Source organism: Paraburkholderia haematera (genome assembly GCF_905220975.1).
Classification (GTDB): domain Bacteria; phylum Pseudomonadota; class Gammaproteobacteria; order Burkholderiales; family Burkholderiaceae; genus Paraburkholderia; species Paraburkholderia haematera.
On record NZ_CAJNBK010000004.1, the window covers coordinates 340,403 to 360,555 of the forward strand.

The window sequence follows — 20,153 nt, forward strand, 5'->3', positions numbered from 1 at the left end:
GAAAGAGAGAATGAAGATGGGAGACAGACTCAAAGGCAAGATCGCCGTCGTAACGGGCGCCGCGAGCGGCGTCGGCAAACAGGATGCGTTGCTGTTCGCCCGTGAAGGCGCGCGTGTCGTGCTCACCGATGTCAACGAGGAAGCCGGCCGCGAAGTGGCCGCGCAGATCGGCGATGCCGCCCTGTTCGTGCGTCACGACATTTCGTCGGAAACGGGCTGGAACGACGTGTTCGGCGCGGCGCAAACGACGTTCGGCACGCCGGATGTGCTGGTCAACAACGCCGCGGTGCTGTTGCTCGGCAGCATTGAAGACACCACGCTCGAACAATGGCAGCGGGTGCTGCGCATCAATGCCGAAGGCTATTTTCTCGGTTGCCGCACAGCGGTGAAGGCGATGAAGGAGAAGGGCGGTTCGATCGTCAACATGTCGTCGGTCGCGGCGTTGGGCGGACTCGGTATGTTCTGCGCCTATTCGGCCAGCAAGGGTGCCGTGACGGCGATGACGCGCGCGATCGCCGCGCACTGCAAGCAGCAGGGCTACAAGGTCCGCTGCAACACGATTCATCCGGACGGCATTCTCACGCCGATGACCGCACCGTTCTTTGGTTCTGCCGACGAAACTCGCGAGGCGCTCACGCAGTCGGTCGATCCGCATTCGCGCATGTGCCTGCCGGAAGACATCGCGAATCTGGTGCTGTTCCTTGCGTCCGACGAATCTCGCTTCATCAATGGCAGCGAGTATCGGATCGACAATGCGCAGATGATCATGGGCATCGCCTGAGTTCGCCCGCCATGGCCGATTCGCGTTTTCACCGGCTCAAAGTGGCGGACGTGATCACGGAGAGCGCCGACGCGCGCTCTTTCGTGTTCGATCTGCCGCAGACGCTGCACGATGCCTTCAGCTATCGCCCGGGGCAGTTCCTCACGCTCAAGGTGCCGTGCGCGGATGCGATTGTGCAGCGCTGCTATTCATTGTCGAGTGCGCCGGGCATCGACCGCGCGCCGAAGATCACCGTCAAGCGGGTGCGCGATGGGCGCGTGTCGAACTGGATGTGCGACAGCATTCAGCCCGGCGACGAACTCGACGTGATGACGCCCGCGGGCGTGTTCACGCCACGTTCGCTTGACGGCGACCTGCTTCTGTTCGCGGGCGGCAGCGGCATCACGCCGGTGCTGTCGATCCTCAAGTCCGCGCTGGTGAACGGGCGCGGCATGCTGACCCTGATCTACGCGAATCGGGACGCGCAATCGGTGATTTTCAGAGAGGAACTGCGTCAACTCGGGCAGCGGCACGCGGGACGATTGCGCGTGATTCACTGGCTCGATAGCGTGCAGGGCATTCCGCAGCAGCGTCATCTGGAAGAACTGGCGCGGCCGTGGAGCACGCAGGAATGCTTCATCTGCGGGCCGGCGCTGTTCATGGAGAACGCGTTGGCGGCCATGCTGGCGCTGGGGTTGCCGCGAGCGAAGGTGCATGTGGAGCGGTTTGCTTCGCTGCCGGATTTGCCGGCTACGGCTGGCGTGGCCGGCCTGCCTGGCACGCGCGGAGCGACTGACACGACTGGAGCAACTGGAGCAACGGGTACGCCCGAAGCGCGCACCGCATCCGCAGCACCGGAACTACCCAACGTACCCTCAGCCGCAGACTCGACCGATACAAGCTCCGTCGCCAACGCCGCGATCGAAACCGTGCTCGACGGCACCACCTTCACCGTCATCTGCGAAAGCGGTGAAACCCTGCTCGACGCCATGCTGCGCGCCGACGTGCCCGCGCCCAACTCGTGCCGCAGCGGTTTGTGCGGCGCCTGCATGTGCCGGGTCGAGGCCGGCAGCGTGAACCTGAATGCCAACCACGTGCTCGATGCGGCCGATCTGACGGACGGCTGGACGCTTGCCTGTAGTGCGACACCTGCCAGCGCGACGCTGCGCGTGGTTTTCCCCGACTAGGTTCGCGGTTCGCACGCGCGGCCCTCGCGTGTTGCGCTTGCCGCGAACCCCACCCATCGAATTCACCATGACGCTCAACCACATCCTGACGACACCCGCGCTGATCGCGCGCGGCGCCGCGCGCTACGGCACGCGCATCGCGATCGAAACAGCTCAGGGCAACCTGAGCTATGCGCAACTGGACGCGGCGCGGATCGAAGCGGCGCGCGCGTTGATGAGCTGCGGCATCCAGCCGGGCGAGCGTATCGCGATCTGGGCGCCGAACATCGCTGAATGGATCGTAGCGGCGCTCGCGATTCACAGCGCGGGCGCGGCGCTGGTGCCGATCAATACCCGAATGAAAGGCCTGGAAGCCGCAGCGATTCTCGAGGACAGCGGCGCGCGGCTTCTGTTCTGCTGCGGCACTTTCCTTGGCGATTCGTATCCAGCCATGCTGGCCGCACACCGTCCGGCGACGCTTGAACGCATCGTGGTGTTCGACGGTCCGTCAACAGAAGCGGAAACGAGAACGGGAACGGAAGCGGCCGGCGGCTGCGACGAGACCTGGGACGCGTTCCTGCTGCGCGCCGCAGGCACCCCGATGGAGGTGTTCCGTGCCCGCGAGGCGGCGGTGCGCCCCGACACGCTGATGGACATCATGTTCACGTCCGGCACGACGGGCCGCCCCAAGGGCGTGATGACCACGCACGGCCAGAATCTCCGCGTGGTTCACGATTGGGCGCAGATCGCGACGCTGCGTGAAAGCGACCGCTATCTGATCGTCAATCCGTTCTTTCACGCGTTCGGCTACAAGGCCGGCTGGCTTGCGGCGTTCGCGAGCGGCGCGACGGTGCTGCCGCATCTCGTGTTCAACCCGGAGCGTGTGCTCGAACGCATCGTGCGAGATCGCGTGTCCGTATTGCCGGGGCCGCCGACGCTGTATCACGCGTTGCTCGACATGCCGGGTCTGGCCATGCGCGATCTGTCGTCACTGCGAGTCGCGGTGACCGGCGCGGCGGCGATCGCACCGAGTCTCATCGAAAGAATGCGCGCACAACTGGGTTTCGAAACCGTGCTGACGGGCTATGGCCTCACGGAGTCGTGCGGCTTTGCCGCGCTATGCCGCAGCGGCGACGACGCCGAAACCGTCGCTCACACATCGGGCCGTGCGATGCCCGGCGTGGAGATTCGCATCGCCGACAGCAGCGGTGCCGCGGTTGCCACCGGCGAGACCGGGGAAGTGCTGATTCGCGGCTATAACGTGATGCAGGGCTATTTCGGGCAGCAGGACGCCACCATCGACACGGTCGACGATGAGGGCTGGCTGCATACCGGCGACCTGGGCACGCTCGACGAACGCGGCTATCTGCGCATTACCGACCGTATCAAGGACATGTTCATCGTCGGCGGCTTCAACTGCTATCCGGCGGAGATCGAGCGGCTGTTCAGCGCGCATCCCGCGGTGGCGCAGGTCGCGCTGGTCGGCGTACCGGACGAACGGCTCGGCGAGGTGGGGCATGCGTATGTGGTGCTGCGTTCGGGCGAGCACGCGAGCCCGGAAGAACTGACCGACTGGGCCCGCAAGAACATGGCGAACTACAAGGTGCCACGGCATCTCTCGCTGGTCGATCAGTTGCCTGTCAGCGCGGCCGGCAAGGTGCTCAAGTACCGCTTGCGCGAGGCTGTCGAAAACGGTGCCGGAAGCAGCGCCGAAAATCACGAAAAAACCGCTGAAAACACCGCTGCAAGCTAGTCCCAACAGACGATGTTAGCCGCCCCCGGGACCGCCAGAATAAGCCTGACAACAACAGGTTCTGGAGGAGTCGGAGATGATCGATGTACGGGCTTTAGGCTACGTCGTCGTGCAGTCGGCGGATGTCGGCACATGGCGCGGCTACGCGGAAAACGTGCTGGGCATGCAGACGCAGGACGCAACGGACGGCGCGCTGTATGTGAAGATGGACGAGCGCGATTTCCGCTACCTGATCGTGCCTGGCGACGCCGATCGCTACTTCGCGTCGGGTTGGGAGCTGGCCGACGCGGCCGCCTTCGACGACGCGATCCGCACCCTTGAGCTGGCCGGCGTGGAAACGATCCGCGCCAGCGCGAAAGAAGCCGCGCTGCGCCGCGTGCAGGCGATGGCGTGGTGCACCGATCCGTCCGGCAACCGGCATGAGTTCTTCTGGGGCGTGCGCGCCGATTTCCGGCGCTTCGCTTCACCGCTCGGCGTGACCGGTTTCGTTACCGGCGCGATGGGACTCGGCCACGCGGTGCTGCCCGCCCCGCAATTCGACGCCACCGACGCATTCCTGCGTGACGTGCTCGGCTTCGAACTCTCCGACATCTTCCGTGTGCGCTTCACCGACGATCCCGCCGAACCCGAGAAGCGCATCCACTTTCTGCATTGCAGGAACGCGCGCCATCACAGTCTCGCGATCATGGATCTCGCGGTGCCGTCCGGCTGCATCCACGTGATGGCCGAAGTGAATTCGATGGACGAAGTGGGCCGCGCGCTCGACCGGGTCGCGGCGCATGGCGTGAAGCTCTCCGCCACGCTCGGCCGTCATTGCAACGACCACATGATCTCGTTCTACATGAAAACGCCGGGCGGCTTCGATCTGGAGTATGGCTACGGCGGGTTGACGGTCGATTGGGCGCAGCACAGCGTCTACGAGGCGACCCGCGTGAGCCTGTGGGGCCACGACTTCAGCGTGGGATTCCGCTAGGCCCCGATCAGCAATCCCGCAGCGACGTCGCAGAAAACACGCAGCAAACCCGCAGGAATAACGCATGAAACAACTCGACAAAGCACTCAGCGCGCGCGATGCCGTCGCGCAACTCGCCGACGGCATGACGATCGGCATCGGCGGCTGGGGTCCCCGCCGCAAACCGATGGCACTCGTGCGCGAGATCGTCCGCTCGAATCTGAAGGACCTCACCGTGGTCGCGTATGGCGGCCCTGACGTTGGGCTGCTGTGCGCGGCAGGCAAAGTCCGCAAGCTCGTGTTCGGCTTTGTCTCGCTCGACGTGATTCCGCTCGAACCGCATTTCCGCCGGGCGCGCGAACAGGGCGCACTCGACGTATGGGAACTCGACGAAGGCCTGCTGCAACTCGGCCTGCGCGCAGCGGCGGCACGTCTGCCGTTTTTGCCGACCCGTGTCGGGCTGGGCACCGATCTGCTGAAACACGCGCCGCATCTGCGCACCGTGCAATCGCCCTATGGCGGCGAGACGCTGCTGGCGATGCCGGCGCTCGAACTCGACGCCGCGTTGCTGCATGTGAATGCCGCTGACCGGATGGGCAATACGCGCATCGACGGTCCGGATCCTTTCTTCGACGCATGGTTTGCGCGCGCCGCGAAGAAGTGCTTTGTCAGCAGCGAAACGCTGGTCGAAACGCTGGCGAGCGATGATCTCGATCTCGCGCGCCGCAACACCTTCGAGCGATCGCTTGTAAGCGGCGTGGTGCACGCGCCGTGCGGCGCGCATCCCACATCGTGCGCGCCTGCCTATGGCTGGGATCTGCCGCATCTGAAGGCGTATTGCGCGAGCGCGGAAGACCCGCAACAAACAGCGGCTTACCTGAGTGACGTAGTAGGCGCCGACGAACCGGGCTATCTGCAACGCGCAGGCGGCCGGTCCCATGTAGCGGCGTTGCCGTTGCCGATTCTGTAATGGAGCGCACATGAGCGACTCTCTCGACTATTCCCTCGCCGAATTGATGATTGCCGCGGCGGCGCGCGTCTGGCGCGATGACGGCGAAGTGCTGGCCACCGGCATCGGTACGGGCCCACGTTTGGCCGCGGGTCTTGCGCGCCTCGCCTACAACGCGGGTCTGATGCTCACCGATGGCGAAGCCTATCTCGTCGAAAGCCCGGTGCCGCTCGGACCGCGCGAAGCGGGTTATCGCGTGCAGGCGTCCGGCCTGATGACCTACGAACGCGTGTTCGATTGCGTGTGGCATGGCAAGCGTCACGCGCTGGTGATGCCCACGCAGATCGACCGCTTCGGCCAGGCCAACATCTCCTGGCTCGGCGACGACTACGCGCGCCCGAAAACGCAATTGCTCGGCGCACGCGGTTTTCCGGGCAACAGTATTAATCACGCGAATTCGTTTTTCGTCTCCGGCCATAGCAAACGTGCGTTCGTTGCCGGCGAAGTCGACATGGTGTGCAGCGTGGGCTACAACCCGGCGCGCGAAATTCCCGGCATGCGCGCGTTCACCGATCTGCGCAGTGTGATTACCGATCTGTGCGTGATGGACTTTGGCGGCGCGAATCATGCGGTTCAGGTGCGCTCGCTCCATCCTGGTGTGAGCTTCGACGAAGTGCAGGACGCGACCGGATTCGAGTTGCGCGCGCATCCCGACCTGCATGTGACGCCGCCGCCAGGCGCCGACGATCTGCGGATCGTGCGCGCGCTCGATCCGCATAACCTGCGTGCGAGTGTCGTGCGCAATAACCCCGCGCCGCGCCGCGTGTGAGGGACACCATGCAAGCCACCCACGAAAGCGTCGTCGATTATCGCGTGAGCGACGGCATTGCCACGCTCACGATGAACCGCCCCGAGTATCACAACGCGCAGAACTCGAAAATGACGTATGCGCTCGACGCCGCGTTCAAGCGCGCGTCGAACGATGATGCGGTGAAGGTCATTGTTCTTGCCGGCGCGGGTAAACATTTTTCCGCGGGCCACGATATCGGCACGCCGGGCCGCGACATCGACCAGTCGTTCGAGCGCACCTCGCTCTGGTACGACCATGTCGGCAAGGAAGGCGGCGAGTTTCTCTACGCCCGCGAACAGGAAGTCTATCTCGGCATGTGCCGCCGCTGGCGCGATCTGCCCAAGCCGACCATCGCAATGGTGCAGGGCGCGTGCGTGGCGGGCGGCTTGATGCTGGCGTGGGTGTGCGATTTGATCGTCGCCTCGGACGACGCGTTCTTTTCCGATCCGGTGGTGCGTATGGGCATTCCAGGCGTCGAGTATTTCGCGCATGCGTATGAACTGAATCCGCGCATCGCCAAGGAGTTTCTGTTTCTCGGCGAACGGATGGACGCGGCGCGCGCGTATCAGATGGGCATGGTCAATCGCGTCGTGCCGCGCGAGCGTTTGCAGGACGCCACGACGGAGATCGCCGCGAAGATCGCGCGCATGCCGCGCCTCGGCTTGACGCTGACGAAGCAGGCCGTGAATCACGTCGAAGAATTGCAAGGCAAGCGCGCGGCGATGGATGCGGCATTTGCCTGGCATCACTTCGCCCATGCGCACAACGAGCTGGTGAGTGGCGACAAGCTGGGCGGGTACGACGCCCGCAAGATGGCCGAATCGCAACGGCCCGCAGCGGCCACACATGACGCCACGCAAGGGAACACAAAGGCCGACGGAGAAGCCGCATGAGCGCGACGCTGCACACGCCCTTGTGCGATCTGCTCGGCTGCCGCTATCCGATCGTGCAAACAGCCATGGGTTGGGTCGCCGACGCAAAGCTCGTCGCCGCAACCTGTAATGCGGGCGGCTTCGGCTTTCTGGCCGGCGCGACGCTCGAGGCCGAACGCGTGGAAGCGGAAATCCTGCGCGTGAAGGAACTGACGGACAAGCCGTTCGGCATCAACTTCCATATGTTCCAGCCGAACGCGGCACAGGTGGTCGATCTGGCGATCAAGCACCGGCTGCGTGCAGTGAGCTACGGCCGCGGCCCGGACGCGAAGACGATTCGCCGCTTCAAGGACGCGGGCGTGATGTGCATTCCCACCGTGGGCGCGCCGAAACATGCGGCGAAAGCAGTCGAACTGGGCGCCGACGCGGTCACGGTGCAAGGCGCGGAGGGCGGTGGCCATACCGGGTCGATGCCGACCACGCTGCTGCTGCCACGTGTGCTGGATGCCGTGAACGTGCCGGTGATCGCCGCCGGCGGTTTCTTCGACGGACGCGGTCTGGCGGCGGCGCTCGGCTACGGCGCGGCAGGCATTGCCATGGGCACGCGTTTTCTGATGGCGGAAGAGTCGCCCGTGCCGCGCTCGACGCTCGAGCGCTACGTGGCGGTCAACGACCCGTCGCAAATCCGTGTGTCCGCGGCGCTCGACGGTTTGCCGCAGCGAATGATCGACAACCCTTACCTGCTGCGGCTCGAAGCATTCGGCCCGTTGCGCCGCACGCTTTTCGCGTTGCGCACAGCTGAGGCGTGGCGCCGCCAGAGCGGCATGACTTTCGCACAAATGGCGTCGCTCGGTCTGAAGGCGCTGCGCGATCACAGCTACACCGCGAGTCAGACATTGATGGCGGCGAACGCACCGTTTCTGATCCAGCGCGCCATCGTCGACGGCAAGCCGGACGAGGGCGTGTTGCCGAGCGGCCAGGTTGCCGCGGTGATCGGCGCGATCGAGCCGTGCGAGACCTTGATCGCACGCATTGTTGACGAAGCCGTGGCGCGGCTCGATGCGCTTGCGGCCATGCGCGGCGCGCCGGTTCACGCGTGACTCAAACCGTGACGCCACGCACGCTCCAACGTATGCACCGCTGCATGACGTCAGGCGTGACCCGACACGCGACGCGAGGCATGACGCAGCGCATGACCTCATAAAGCAAACCCACATCATTCACCAGGGACGGAGACATGACAGAACCCATCAATAGCGTCCGCGCGCTGCCGTTCAGGATCGAACGCGAAGGCGGCATCGGCGAACTGGTGATCGACCAGCCGCCGGTCAATGCGCTCGACGCGCGTGGCTGGCAGGCGCTGGCCGACGCAATCGACGCGCTGGGCCGGGACGACAGCGTCCACGTGATCGTGTTGCGTGGCGCGGGCCGCGGCTTTTGCGCGGGCGTCGATATCAAGGAACTGGCGGCGCATCCCGAGCGGATCGTCGCCGTCAACGCCGGCAATTACGCGACCTTTCGCGCGGTGCACCGCAATCCGAAGCCGGTGATCGTCGCGGTGCATGGCTTCGTGCTGGGTGGCGGCATCGGCATTTGCGGCGCGGCGGATGTGATCGTCGCCTCCGACTGCGCGCGCTTCGGCGTGCCGGAGATCGACCGTGGCGCAATGGGCGGTGGCGCGCATCTGCAACGTATGTTCGGTGTGCAGAAAGTGCGCGCCATGTATTTCACGGGCGACATGGTCGACGCCGCTGAAGCCTACCGGCTCGGTGCGCTCGAGCGGGTGGTGCCGCGCGAACAGCTGCGTGAAGCGGCGTTCGAGATCGCCCGCAAGATCGCCGCGAAGAGCCCCGCGATGCTGCAACTCGCGAAAGAAGCGCTGAACGGTGTCGAAGACGGCGACCTCGAAGACAAATACCGCTGGGAGCAGGGCTTCACCTTGCAGGCGTATATGACGAACGATTCGGCGGAAGCACGCTCGGCCTTCGTCGAAAAACGCGACGCGCAGTTCGATGGCGCCCAGGATGCCGAACGTCAAGCCGGAGCACGCGCATGAAGCTCGACTACACGCCGGCGCAACGCGCGTTTCGCGCGGAAATTCGCAGCTGGCTCGCGCTCCACGTGCCGCGCGAACCGCTGCCGAGTTTCGACACCGAAGCAGGCTTCGCCGCGCATCGGGAATGGGAGCGCACACTGCATTCCGGCCGCTGGAGCATGGTGACGTGGCCGCGCGAACTGGGCGGGCGCGGCTGCGATCTGATCGAGTGGCTGATTTTCGAAGAAGAATACTGGCGCGCCGATGCACCGATGCGCGTGAATCAGAACGGCATCTTCCTGCTTGGCCCGACCTTGATGGACTTCGGCACGGACGAACAGAAGGCCCGTTTTTTGCCGGCCATGGCGGCGGGCGAACACGTATGGGCGCAAGGCTGGTCCGAGCCCAACGCCGGCTCCGACATGGCGGCGATCCGCGCGAGCGCGATCCGCACCGACGGTGGCACGGGCGGCGAATACATTCTGAACGGCCAGAAGATCTGGTCGACCCGCGCGGTGTGGGCCGACTGGCTGTTCGGCCTGTTTCGCAGCGATCCGCAATCCACGCGCCATCACGGCCTGACTTTCCTGATGGTGCCGCTCTCGACACCCGGCATCACCGTGCGGCCGATCCGTCAGTTGAACGGACAGACCGGCTTCGCCGAGATTTTCTTCGACGACGTGCGCGTGCCGGTCGACAACCGTCTCGCCGGTGAAGGCATGGGCTGGCAGGTTGCCATGGCAACCGCCGGATTCGAACGCGGCCTGATGCTGCGCTCGCCCGCACGTTTTCAACGCACCGCCGAAGCGTTGCGCGCGCTCTATCTGGCGCATCGCGCGGAAGCCGACCGCGATCCGACCTTGCGTGACCGGGTGATCGGCGCGTGGATGGATGCGCAGGCCTACGCGCTTTCCACCTACGCGACCGCGAGCCGTTTGCAGAAGGGCGGCCACATCGGCGCGGAGTCGAGCACCAACAAGGTGTTCTGGTCCGAACTCGATCTGCGCATGCATCAAACCGCGCTCGACATTCTTGGCGCACGCGCCGAGGTCGTGCCGCAAACGCATGAGCAACACGCGGCGCTCGGCACCTGGCTCGACGGTTTCCTGTTCGCGCAGGCCGGGCCGATCTATGCGGGCACCAACGAGATCCAGCGCAACATCGTCGCGGAACGGATGCTGGGAATGCCGCGTTCGTGATGCCGGTGCTGCAAGCAGCATGCAACCCGCTGCAGCCCGCATTCAGACGCTTAAAGGATTGAGCGAGGAACTATGGATTTCGTATTCAACGAAGATCAGGAAGCATTGGCGGGCAGCGTCAAGCGCTTTCTGATGACGGAGATGACACCGGAGCTGATCCGCGAGTTGTGGAACACGCCCACGGGCCGCTCGGAGCGCATGTGGGATATGTTCGCCTCGCAAGGATTGACGGCCGTGTCGGTGCCGGAAAGTCACGATGGCTTGGGGCTCGGTGATGTGGAGTGGGCGCTGCTCGCGCAGACCTATGGCTATTTCGGCGGACCCGAGCCGTTACTCGATACGGCGCTCGTAGCCGTCGGCATGCTGGAAGGCTTGCCCGCCAGTGTGCGACGCGACGCGCTGTTGCGCGATATCGCGTCGGGGTCGGCGCGCGTGGCGATTGGGCATCCGGTGAATCCGTATGTTAGCGACGCGCACGTTGCGAAGGTGTTGTTATGTGAGCGGGATGGCGAGTTACATTGGCTCACGCCCGGCGCTTGCCGATTGAATGCGGTGGAAAGCGTCGATCCGTCACGTCGCTTGTTCGAACTCGACTGGCAGGCAAGCGCAAGCACACGAGTGGCAACGGCCGCCGAGGCGCAACCGTTACTCGCGCGCGCACTTGACCAGGGCGCGTTCGCCGTCGCCGCGCAATTGCTCGGCCTCACGCAGCGCGTGCTCGACGTCGCGATCGATTACAGCGCGCAACGCAAGCAGTTCGGCAAGCCGATCGGTTCGTATCAGGCGCTCAAGCATCTGCTCGCCGACGTCGCGATCCGTTATGAGTTCGCGCGGCCGGTGGTGTACCGGGCCGCCTGCGCGATCGCCGACAACGATCCGCAGCGCGCGCTCTATGTCTCCCACGCGAAGCTTGCCGCCACCGCCGCGGCGCAGCTCGCCGCACGCCACGCGATGCAGGTGCACGGCGCGATGGGCTACACCTGGGAGCTCGATTTGCAGATCTTCATGAAACGCATCTGGGCGCTCTCGGGTAGTTGGGGTGACACGACGTTTCACAAGAACCGTGTGGCCGACGCGTTGATCGAGTCCTGTGCGCCGATCGGACCGGCCCGTACTTTCGAACTGGAATCATGATGAAACAGGCTTATATCGTCGATGCGTTGCGCACGCCGACCGGCCGCCGCAAAGGCGGTCTCGCACAGGTGCATGCCGCGGATCTCGGCGGCTTCGTGTTGAAAGAACTGGTCGCCCGTAACGGCATTCCCGCCGATGAGTACGACGACGTGGTGTTCGGCTGCGTCGATACGATCGGTCCGCTGGCGGGCAATATCGCGCGCACCTGCTGGCTCGCCGCGGGCTTGCCACTGACGGTGCCCGGCGTCACGGTGGACCGGCAATGCGGATCCTCGCAGCAGGCGGTGCACTTTGCCGCGCAGGCCGTGATGAGCGGCACGCAGGATGTGGTAGTGGCGGGTGGCGTGCAGACCATGACGCAGATCCCGATTTCGTCGGCGATGACGGCGGCCGAACCGCTGGGTTTCACCGATCCGTTCTCGGGCAGCATCGGTTGGCGCGCGCGGTTCGGCGACGCGCCGGTCTCGCAGTTCCATGCGGCGCAACGGATCGCGGATCACTGGAACCTGTCGCGCGAAACAATGGAACAGTACGCGCTGGAAAGTCACCGGCGCGCGCTGGCAGCGATCGAAGGCGGTTATTTTTCGCGCGAAATCGTGCCGTTGGCCGGTGTTGTTCACGACGAGACGCCGCGCAAGGACACGACGCTCGCGAAGATGGCCTCGCTCGAACCGCTGATGCCCGGCGGTGCGCTGACGGCAGCTGTTTCGAGCCAGACCTGCGATGCGGCGGCCGCGCTGCTGATCGTCTCCGAAGAGGCGCTCAAGCGTTACGGCCTCACGCCGCGCGCGCGTATTCATCACCTGAGCGTGCTCGGCGACGATCCGCTGTGGATGCTCACCGCGCCGATTCCCGCGACACGTCACGCATTGAAGAAGTCAGGCCTCGCGCTGGACGACATCGACGTGGTGGAACTGAACGAAGCGTTCGCCTCGGTGGCGCTCGCGTGGCTCGCCGAGACGCGCTATCCGCACGAGAAGACCAATCCGAACGGCGGTGCGATCGCGCTCGGCCATCCGCTCGGCGCAACCGGCGCACGCCTGATGACGAGCCTGCTGCACGAGCTTGAGCGCACGCGGGGCCGCTACGGCCTGCAAACGATGTGCGAGGGCGGTGGCCTTGCCAACGTCACGATCATCGAGCGCCTGTAAATACGTCACTGAGCGCATCACTGTCTACGAGGATCAAGCATGGGAATCTGCAACGAGCGCACCGTGATCATTACCGGCGCGGGTGGAGGGTTGGGCCGCGAATACGCGCTGGCGTTCGCCGCCGAGGGCGCGGCTGTGGTGGTCAACGATATTCGTCAGGAGGCCGCACAGGCCGTCTGCGACGAGATCGTGGGTGCCGGCGGCCGGGCACTGGCGAATGCCGACGACATCACGCGCATCGATACCGCGCAACGCATCATCGACGCTGCGCACGAGGCCTTCGGCGAGATTCATGTGTTGGTGAACAACGCGGGCATCTGCCGCGACCGGATGTTCACCAGCATGACCGAAGCCGATTGGGACGATGTGATGCGGGTGCATCTGCGTGGACATTTCTGCCTTTCACAACTGCTGGCACGCGAGTGGCGCGATGCGTCGAAGGCGGGGCGCGAGGTGGATGCGCGCATCGTCAACACCAGTTCGGGGGCGGGTCTGCAAGGGTCGATCGGCCAGGCGAACTACGGCGCGGCTAAAGCGGCCATCGCGGCCTTGACGTTGATGCAGGCCGCGGAATTGCAGCGCTATGGCGTGCGGGTGAACGCGTTGGCGCCGGCGGCGCGCACCTCGATGACCGAAGGCGTGTTCGCCGAGATGATGAAAAGGCCCGCCAATGGCTTCGATTACTTCGATCCGGCCAACGTCGCGCCGCTGGTCGTCTGGCTCGGCAGCGCGCAATCGCGCGACGTGACGGGGCAGGTGTTCGAAGCGGCGGGCGGCATGATCGCAGTGGCCGAAGGCTGGCGCACGGGGCCGCGCATCGACATTGGTGCACGCTGGCAAGTCAACGCGGTGGGCGGCGCGGTGGCGGCGTTGGTGGCGGAGCGTGAGCCGGCGCAGCAAGTGTACGGAAGCTGACACGATGAACCTCGCTCTCTCCGAAGAACAAACCATGATTCGCGATTCGGCGGCTGACGTGCTGGCGGAGCGCAGCGCATCGGCGGCGGTGCGGCAGGCGATCGAACACAGCGCGGGCCGCGACGACGCGCTGTGGCAGACGCTCGCCAGCGAGCTCGGCTGGTGCGCGCTGACCGTGCCGGAAGCGGCGGGCGGCGCGGGGCTGGGTGCGACTGAACTCGTATTGCTGATGGAGCAGATGGGGCGGCGTCTTGCCTGCGTGCCTTATTTCAGCACGGTGTGTCTCGCGGCGACGGCGCTGGCGCAGTGCGAATCAGAGGTGGCTCGCGCATGGCTCTCGCGGATTGCGAGCGGTGAGGTGAGCGCGACGCTCGCATTGCAAGCAACGGCGGGCTTCGATGCGAGAGCGGTTTCTTCTGCCGCTGCTGCGGGCGTAGATAGGCGCACGGCTTCGGCGTACGCGGCGGCCGGCTTCGATGCACACGCGGCTTCGGCTTACGCTGCGCCCGGCTTTGACGCACGTACGGTGACGGTCTATGCAGAAGAGACGGCTCACGGTTACCGTTTGTCCGGAACGTTGGCGCAAGTTGCCGATGGGGCGAGCGCTGATTTGGTACTGGTCCCCGCTTTGATAGCAAACGAAGCGCAAACTCTCGCGCTGTTCGAACTGAACTGCGCCGATCTTGCGGGCCTCATCCGTACGCCGCTTATCACACTGGATGCGACGCGTCCGCTGGCGCGTATCGAACTGAATGCGGTCGACGTACCGCGTGACGCGATGCTGGCGCGGGGCAGCGAGGCGCAACGCGCGCTGTCCACCACCGCATGGTTTGCAGCATTGGCGCTGGCCGCCGAACAACTCGGCGGCGCCCAGCAATGCCTCGATCTCACGCTTGCATACACGACGGAGCGCGTGCAATTCGGCCGCGCGATCGCGTCGTTTCAGGCGATCAAACATCGATGCGCGCAGATGATGGTCGAGATCGAAGCAGCCCGTTCGGCTGTGCTCGGCGCGGCGCAGGCGTGGGATGAGACGCGCAGTGACGTGCCCAATCAGGCGGGTGCTTCTTTGCCGCTGGATGTGCTGGCCGACATCGCCACAGCAAAAGCCACCGCCAACGACGCTTTCCGCTTTTGCGCTCAGGAGGCGATCCAACTGCACGGCGGCGTCGGCTTCACATGGGAATACGACCCGCAACTGTATTTCAAACGCGCGCAGGCTTGCAGCGCGCAATTCGGCACGACCGCGCAGATGCTGTCGTTTATCGCGGAGCAGGTGATCGACGGTGGCGAGGCTTCGAGCGAATCGCTGCCGCTTGCCCACGCCGACCACGCACAAGCCCACGCACAAGCCCACGCACAAGCCCACGCACAAGCCCACGCACAAGCCGTCCTCGCGGGAGTCCTCTGATGAACAGCGAAACGCAACAGCAACGCTTGCGTGTGGAAGTCGCCGACTGGATGAGCACGCATCTAAGCGACGAGTATGCCTGCCTGCAATACCGCGGCGGTCCCGGCGACGAAGAGGCCTATCCGGCGCTGCGCAAGAAATGGGAACGTGAACTGGCAAGCGGCGGCTGGACGGGCCTCGGTTGGCCGAATGAACACGGGGGCCGTGCGATGTCCGTCGCCGACCAGGTGATCTTCCACGAGGAATACGCCCGCGCCGGTGGTCCCGGGCGCATGGGTCATATCGGCGAGGGTTTGCTTGGGCCGACCCTGATCGCATGCGGCACCGAAGACCAGCGCAAGCGCTTTCTGCCTGGCATCCTGAACGGTACGCAGTTCTGGTGCCAGGGCTATTCGGAACCGGGCGCGGGATCGGATCTCGCGAACGTCCGCACGCGTGCGGTCCGCGAAGGAAACGGCAATTGGCGCGTGCATGGCCAGAAAGTCTGGACCTCACTTGCGCACGATTCCGACTGGATCTTCGTGATCGCACGCACCGAACCGGAATCGCGGGGCAACCGCGGACTGTCGTTCCTGTTGATGCCGCTCGATCAACCCGGCATTGAGATTCGTCCGATCAAACAACTGAACGGCGGCGCGGAATTCAACGAAGTGTTTTTCGACGGTGCGCTTGCCGCCACTGAAGATCTGGTCGGCGCACCCGGCGACGGCTGGCGCATTGCGATGACGCTGCTCGGCTTCGAGCGCGGTATGTCCACGCTCGGTCAGCAGATGCAATTCACTCGCGAACTCGAATGGGTGGTCGACGCGGCGCATGAAGCGGGCGTTGCGAACGACCCGCTGATCCGTCAACGGATCGCGAGGGCGTGGGCGGGTTTGCGCGTGATGCGTTACAACGCGCTGCGCATGCTGGCCGGTGCTGACGGCGGCGAGAACGGCGGAGGCGCGTTGGGCCGTGAAGCGCTGATCTACAAGTACTACTGGTCGAACTGGCATCGTGAACTCGGCCAACTGGCGATGGACGTGCTCGGTCCCGACGCCAATCTGATCGACAGCGCCGACGCAAAACGCACCCGTCTGCAGGGTGTGTTCCTGTTCTCGCGCGCCGACACGATCTACGCGGGCACCAACGAAATCCAATTGAACATCATGGCCGAGCGCGGGCTCGGCATGCCGAGAGAACCCCGAGGAACGCTATGAACGAATCCCAAACGGTGCGGACCGCGCCTGCCTATGTGCCGGGCCATCAACTTTTGGCCGGCAAATCCGTGCTGATTACGGCGGCTGCCGGTGCGGGCATCGGCTTCGCCGCCGCCAAACGCAGCGCGGAAGAAGGCTGCCGGGCGCTGTTCATCTCTGACATCCACGAGAAGCGTCTCGCGCAAGCAGTCGAAACCTTGCGCGCCGAGACGGGTTTGCAGGCGATCTACGGGCGCTTATGCAACGTTTCGGTGGAAGAGGAGGTACGCGCGCTGGTGGCGGACGCGGAAGACAAGATGCAAGGCGTCGATGTACTGATCAACAACGCCGGGCTCGGCGGCGCGCGTCGCATCGTCGAAATGGACGATGCCGAATGGTCGCGGGTGATCGACATTAGCCTCACCGGCACCTTCCGCATGACGCGGGCGATGTTGCCCCATATGCAGCAGCGTGGCCGTGGCGTGATCGTGAATAACGCGTCGGTGCTCGGCTGGCGTGCGCAGGCGGAACAGGCGCATTACGCGGCGGCGAAGGCCGGCGTGATGGCGCTCACGCGCTGCTCCGCGCTCGAAGCCGCGCCGTACGGCGTGCGCATCAACGCCGTGGCGCCGAGTATTGCGCTGCACGATTTTCTGAAGAAGTCGGCTTCGGCCGATCTGCTCGATCAACTGGCGTCGCGTGAAGCATTCGGACGCGCCGCCGAAGTGTGGGAGGTAGCGAACGTGATGGTCTTTCTGGCAAGCGACTACGCGTCGTATATGACCGGCGAAGTGCTGTCGGTCAGCAGTCAGCACGCGTGATGGACAGCGTTATGAATGAAGCGCGGACTGACGCGCTGGCTGAAGTGTGCGGCAACCCGCAGCCCGCTCGCGTGTTCGCTCATCCCGACGAGCTGGTCGCCGCGATCGGCGAACGGCTCGGCGAAAGTGCGTGGATGCAGGTTGAGCAGGCGCGCATCGCGCTGTTCGCGGACGCCACGCTCGATCATCAATGGGTGCATGTGGATGCGGAACGCGCGCGGGTCGGTCCGTTCGGCGGGTGCATCGCGCATGGCTTCCTGACGCTTTCGCTCGTCAATTTCTTTCTGCCGCAAATTGTGCGTATCGACGGTGCGCGGCTCGGCGTCAATTACGGCTGCGACAAGATCCGCTTTCCCGCACCGGTGCGAGCCGGCGCGCGTATCCGCGGCGTCGGCCAGTTGCTGCGCGCCGAAGCGATCGAGGGCGGCGTGCAGGCCTGGATTCGCGTGACCGTGGAAATTGACGGCGAGACTAAACCCGGTTGCGTGGCCGACACGATCAGCCGCTACTACCTGTAGCACCCCGAAGAAAGCTGTAGAACCCGTAGAGGAATATCTCATGAACGAAGCGGTCATCGTCTCGGTTGCACGCACACCGATCGGCAAAGCGTATCGCGGCGTGTTCAACGACACCGAAGCGCCCGCACTTGGCGGCCACGTGGTGCGTGCCGCGGTCGAGCGCGCGCAACTCGACCCCGCCGATATCGACGACGTGTTGATGGGCTGCGCCGCGCAACAGGGCACTCAGGGCTACAACATCGGCCGGCTCTCCGCGGCGGCGGCGGGGTTGCCGGCTTCGGTGCCGGGCATGGCGATGGACCGGATGTGCTCATCGGGTTTGATGACGATCGCGACAGCCGCGCAGAACATCCTGTGCGGCGACGCGCGGATCGTGGTGGCGGGCGGCGTGGAGTCGATCACGCTGACGCAGAACAAGCACAAGAATGCCTACCGGGCGCGTTCGGACGCGGTGCTTGCGCATCAACCGGCCGCGTACATGGCGATGATCGAAACGGCGGAAATCGTCTCGCGCCGTTACGACATTTCGCGTGAGGCGCAGGACGAATATGCGCTGACGAGTCAGCAGCGCACGGCCGCAGCGCAGGCGGCGGGCCGCTTCGACGAGGAGATCGTGCCGTTCGATGCGCAACGCGCATTGTTTGACAAGGAAGGCAAACCGGTCGGCCACGAAAGCGTGCGCGCCACGCGCGACGAATGCAATCGCGCCGATACCAGCGCGGCCAGTCTGGCCGCGCTGAAACCGGTCTGGAGCGGCGGCGAAGCGGTCGCGCAGGGCGAGTTCATCACGGCCGGCAATGCGTCGCAATTGTCCGACGGCGCGGCGGCGGTAGTCGTGATGAGCGCAGCAGAAGCGCAGCAACGCGGCTTGAGGCCGCTCGGCATCTATCGCGGCATGGCGGTGACGGGCTGCGAAGCCGACGAAATGGGCATCGGTCCGGCGCTCGCGGTGCCGAAACTGCTGGCACGTCATCGGCTGACGGTGAACGACATCGGCCTGTGGGAAATGAACGAGGCGTTCGCGTGCCAGGTCATTTACTGCCGCGATCAACTGCATATTCCTGCCGATCGCCTGAATGTCAACGGCGGCGCGATTTCGGTCGGCCATCCGTTTGGAATGTCCGGCACCCGTATGACGATGCACGGTCTGCTCGAAGCGCGGCGGCGCGGCGTGCGCTATGTCGTGGTGACAATGTGCGTCGGCGGCGGAATGGGCGCCGCGGCACTCTTCGAAACAGCGGCGTAGACCGCGGTCGGAGCTTTGCATGGGACCAGAGTAAGGCGCTAAAGCGCCAACAGCTTTGCATGGGATCGGAGTAAGCGCTAACGTGCCAACTCCGATCGACATCTGGTCGACAGCTCTGCATGGGACCAGAGTAAGGCGCTAAAGCGTCAACTCTGGTCGACAGGAGACAAAAAATGAAATCGACACTACCTGGTTTGCTGCTCTCGGCGGCCGTGCTGGGCGCGGCGCTGTTTGCGTTTTCGCCTCGCCCGGTGCCGGCTTTCGCGGCGACCACGATTCAGGCCGATCGCCTGCAGATCAATGGGCTGGCCAAAGCCGGCACGCGCCTCGTCGCAGTGGGCGAACGCGGCGTGATCCTCTTGAGCGACGACGCGGGCGCATCCTGGCGGCGAGCCGCGATGACATCCGACGAAGCGTCCGCACTCACCCAGGTGTTCTTCATCTCACCGCGTATCGGCATCGCGGTGGGGCACGACGGCTGGATCGTGCGCACCGTCGATGGCGGCGCGCATTGGAGTGAAGTGCGCTTCGAGCGTAAGCATTCGGATCCGTTGCTGTCCGTGTGGGGCAATGCGCAAGGTCTCGTGTTCGTAACCGGCAGCTTCGGCCAGCTATTCGTTTCGCACGACGCGGGCGCCACCTGGACCCAACAGAAAACACCCGCCGACGATCGCCACTTGAACGCGATTGCAGGCGATTCGAGCGGCCGTCTGATGATCGCCGGCGAGACCGGCACACTGTTGCGTTCGACAGATAACGGTGCGACCTGGGAGAAGCGCCCGGTGCCGTACCAGGGATCGCTCTTCGGTGTGCTGAAGCTCGCCGATGGCGACTGGCTCGCGTACGGCATGCGCGGCAACGTCCTGCGCAGCACCGATCAGGGCGACACGTGGACACATATCGATAGCCGCATCGGCACCTCCTACTTCGGCGCGGTGCAACTCGCCGACGGCGAGCTGGTGCTGGTCGGCCAGGGCGGCGCGATCGTCACCTCGCGCGATAACGGACAGAGCTTCACGGTCCGCAAGGTGGGGGGCGTGCAGAGCCTCGCGGCCGTGGTCGACGCCGGGCATGGCGAGCTTGCGCTGGGCGGAGAAGCGGGCGTGGCGTTGCTGCCAGTGTCACCCGCAGTCCAATCTCAGCACGCATCGCCCGGCGCGTCACCCTCCTGAACGCGCGGTTTCGTTCGCCGACATTCCATAGCGCGCTCGCCGGCTGCCGATTCGCCGCGCCCGCCGCGCTC

At 64.9% G+C, this 20,153-nt stretch carries 19 protein-coding genes; all 19 read left to right on the forward strand.

The genetic code is table 11. The features are described from left to right. The first annotated feature begins 16 nt into the window (after positions 1 to 16). The 19 genes from KHO23_RS11245 to KHO23_RS11335 all read left to right on the forward strand — a co-directional run bounded on the left by KHO23_RS11245 (position 17) and on the right by KHO23_RS11335 (position 20,082). A complete protein-coding gene (locus KHO23_RS11245) occupies positions 17 to 781 on the forward strand; it encodes a glucose 1-dehydrogenase (RefSeq protein WP_211611082.1) in 765 nt (254 codons plus the stop codon). Positions 782 to 792: 11 nt separating this feature from the next. After that, positions 793 to 1,947 (forward strand): ferredoxin--NADP reductase, encoded by a 1,155-nt coding sequence (locus KHO23_RS11250; RefSeq protein ID WP_211611083.1) that lies wholly within the window; start codon positions 793 to 795, stop codon positions 1,945 to 1,947. 67 nt (positions 1,948 to 2,014) lie between these two features. Beyond that, positions 2,015 to 3,679 (forward strand): FadD3 family acyl-CoA ligase, encoded by a 1,665-nt coding sequence (locus KHO23_RS11255; protein WP_211611084.1) that lies wholly within the window; start codon positions 2,015 to 2,017, stop codon positions 3,677 to 3,679. Positions 3,680 to 3,755: 76 nt separating this feature from the next. Then, complete coding sequence (locus tag KHO23_RS11260; protein WP_211611085.1) at positions 3,756 to 4,652, forward strand: VOC family protein; 897 nt, start codon at positions 3,756 to 3,758, stop codon at positions 4,650 to 4,652. Between the two features lie 64 nt (positions 4,653 to 4,716). Continuing rightward, complete coding sequence (locus KHO23_RS11265; protein WP_211611086.1) at positions 4,717 to 5,601, forward strand: CoA transferase subunit A; 885 nt, start codon at positions 4,717 to 4,719, stop codon at positions 5,599 to 5,601. 10 nt (positions 5,602 to 5,611) lie between these two features. After that, a complete protein-coding gene (locus KHO23_RS11270; protein WP_211611087.1) occupies positions 5,612 to 6,409 on the forward strand; it encodes a CoA-transferase subunit beta in 798 nt (265 codons plus the stop codon). A gap of 8 nt (positions 6,410 to 6,417) precedes the next feature. Next, positions 6,418 to 7,323 carry an enoyl-CoA hydratase gene (locus KHO23_RS11275; protein WP_236066796.1) on the forward strand — a complete coding sequence of 302 codons (906 nt, stop codon included), beginning with the start codon at positions 6,418 to 6,420 and terminating at the stop codon, positions 7,321 to 7,323. Then, complete coding sequence (locus tag KHO23_RS11280) at positions 7,320 to 8,402, forward strand: NAD(P)H-dependent flavin oxidoreductase (protein WP_211611088.1); 1,083 nt, start codon at positions 7,320 to 7,322, stop codon at positions 8,400 to 8,402. Before KHO23_RS11275 ends, KHO23_RS11280 begins: the two co-directional genes overlap by 4 nt. A 137-nt stretch (positions 8,403 to 8,539) precedes the next feature. Next, complete coding sequence (locus KHO23_RS11285) at positions 8,540 to 9,358, forward strand: enoyl-CoA hydratase family protein (protein ID WP_211611089.1); 819 nt, start codon at positions 8,540 to 8,542, stop codon at positions 9,356 to 9,358. Further along, on the forward strand, positions 9,355 to 10,536 hold the full coding sequence (locus KHO23_RS11290) for an acyl-CoA dehydrogenase family protein (protein ID WP_211611090.1): 1,182 nt from the start codon (positions 9,355 to 9,357) through the stop codon (positions 10,534 to 10,536). Before KHO23_RS11285 ends, KHO23_RS11290 begins: the two co-directional genes overlap by 4 nt. Before the next feature lie 72 nt (positions 10,537 to 10,608). Then, a complete protein-coding gene (locus KHO23_RS11295; protein WP_211611091.1) occupies positions 10,609 to 11,670 on the forward strand; it encodes an acyl-CoA dehydrogenase family protein in 1,062 nt (353 codons plus the stop codon). Next, positions 11,670 to 12,821 carry an acetyl-CoA C-acetyltransferase gene (locus KHO23_RS11300; RefSeq protein ID WP_211611195.1) on the forward strand — a complete coding sequence of 384 codons (1,152 nt, stop codon included), beginning with the start codon at positions 11,670 to 11,672 and terminating at the stop codon, positions 12,819 to 12,821. Before KHO23_RS11295 ends, KHO23_RS11300 begins: the two co-directional genes overlap by 1 nt. Positions 12,822 to 12,860: 39 nt before the next feature. Then, positions 12,861 to 13,736, forward strand: coding sequence for an SDR family oxidoreductase (locus KHO23_RS11305; protein WP_211611092.1), 876 nt, complete (start codon positions 12,861 to 12,863; stop codon positions 13,734 to 13,736). 4 nt (positions 13,737 to 13,740) lie between these two features. After that, on the forward strand, positions 13,741 to 15,147 hold the full coding sequence (locus tag KHO23_RS11310) for an acyl-CoA dehydrogenase family protein (protein ID WP_211611093.1): 1,407 nt from the start codon (positions 13,741 to 13,743) through the stop codon (positions 15,145 to 15,147). Further along, entirely contained in the window at positions 15,147 to 16,346 is a 1,200-nt protein-coding gene (locus KHO23_RS11315) for an acyl-CoA dehydrogenase family protein (RefSeq protein WP_211611094.1), read from the forward strand. Before KHO23_RS11310 ends, KHO23_RS11315 begins: the two co-directional genes overlap by 1 nt. Continuing rightward, positions 16,343 to 17,146, forward strand: coding sequence for an SDR family oxidoreductase (locus tag KHO23_RS11320; RefSeq protein WP_211611095.1), 804 nt, complete (start codon positions 16,343 to 16,345; stop codon positions 17,144 to 17,146). Before KHO23_RS11315 ends, KHO23_RS11320 begins: the two co-directional genes overlap by 4 nt. An 11-nt stretch (positions 17,147 to 17,157) precedes the next feature. Beyond that, positions 17,158 to 17,664, forward strand: coding sequence for a MaoC family dehydratase (locus KHO23_RS11325; RefSeq protein WP_211611096.1), 507 nt, complete (start codon positions 17,158 to 17,160; stop codon positions 17,662 to 17,664). Positions 17,665 to 17,704: 40 nt separating this feature from the next. Then, entirely contained in the window at positions 17,705 to 18,910 is a 1,206-nt protein-coding gene (locus KHO23_RS11330) for an acetyl-CoA C-acyltransferase (protein WP_211611097.1), read from the forward strand. Positions 18,911 to 19,083: 173 nt separating this feature from the next. Next, on the forward strand, positions 19,084 to 20,082 hold the full coding sequence (locus KHO23_RS11335) for a WD40/YVTN/BNR-like repeat-containing protein (protein ID WP_211611098.1): 999 nt from the start codon (positions 19,084 to 19,086) through the stop codon (positions 20,080 to 20,082). Positions 20,083 to 20,153 lie beyond the last annotated feature (71 nt).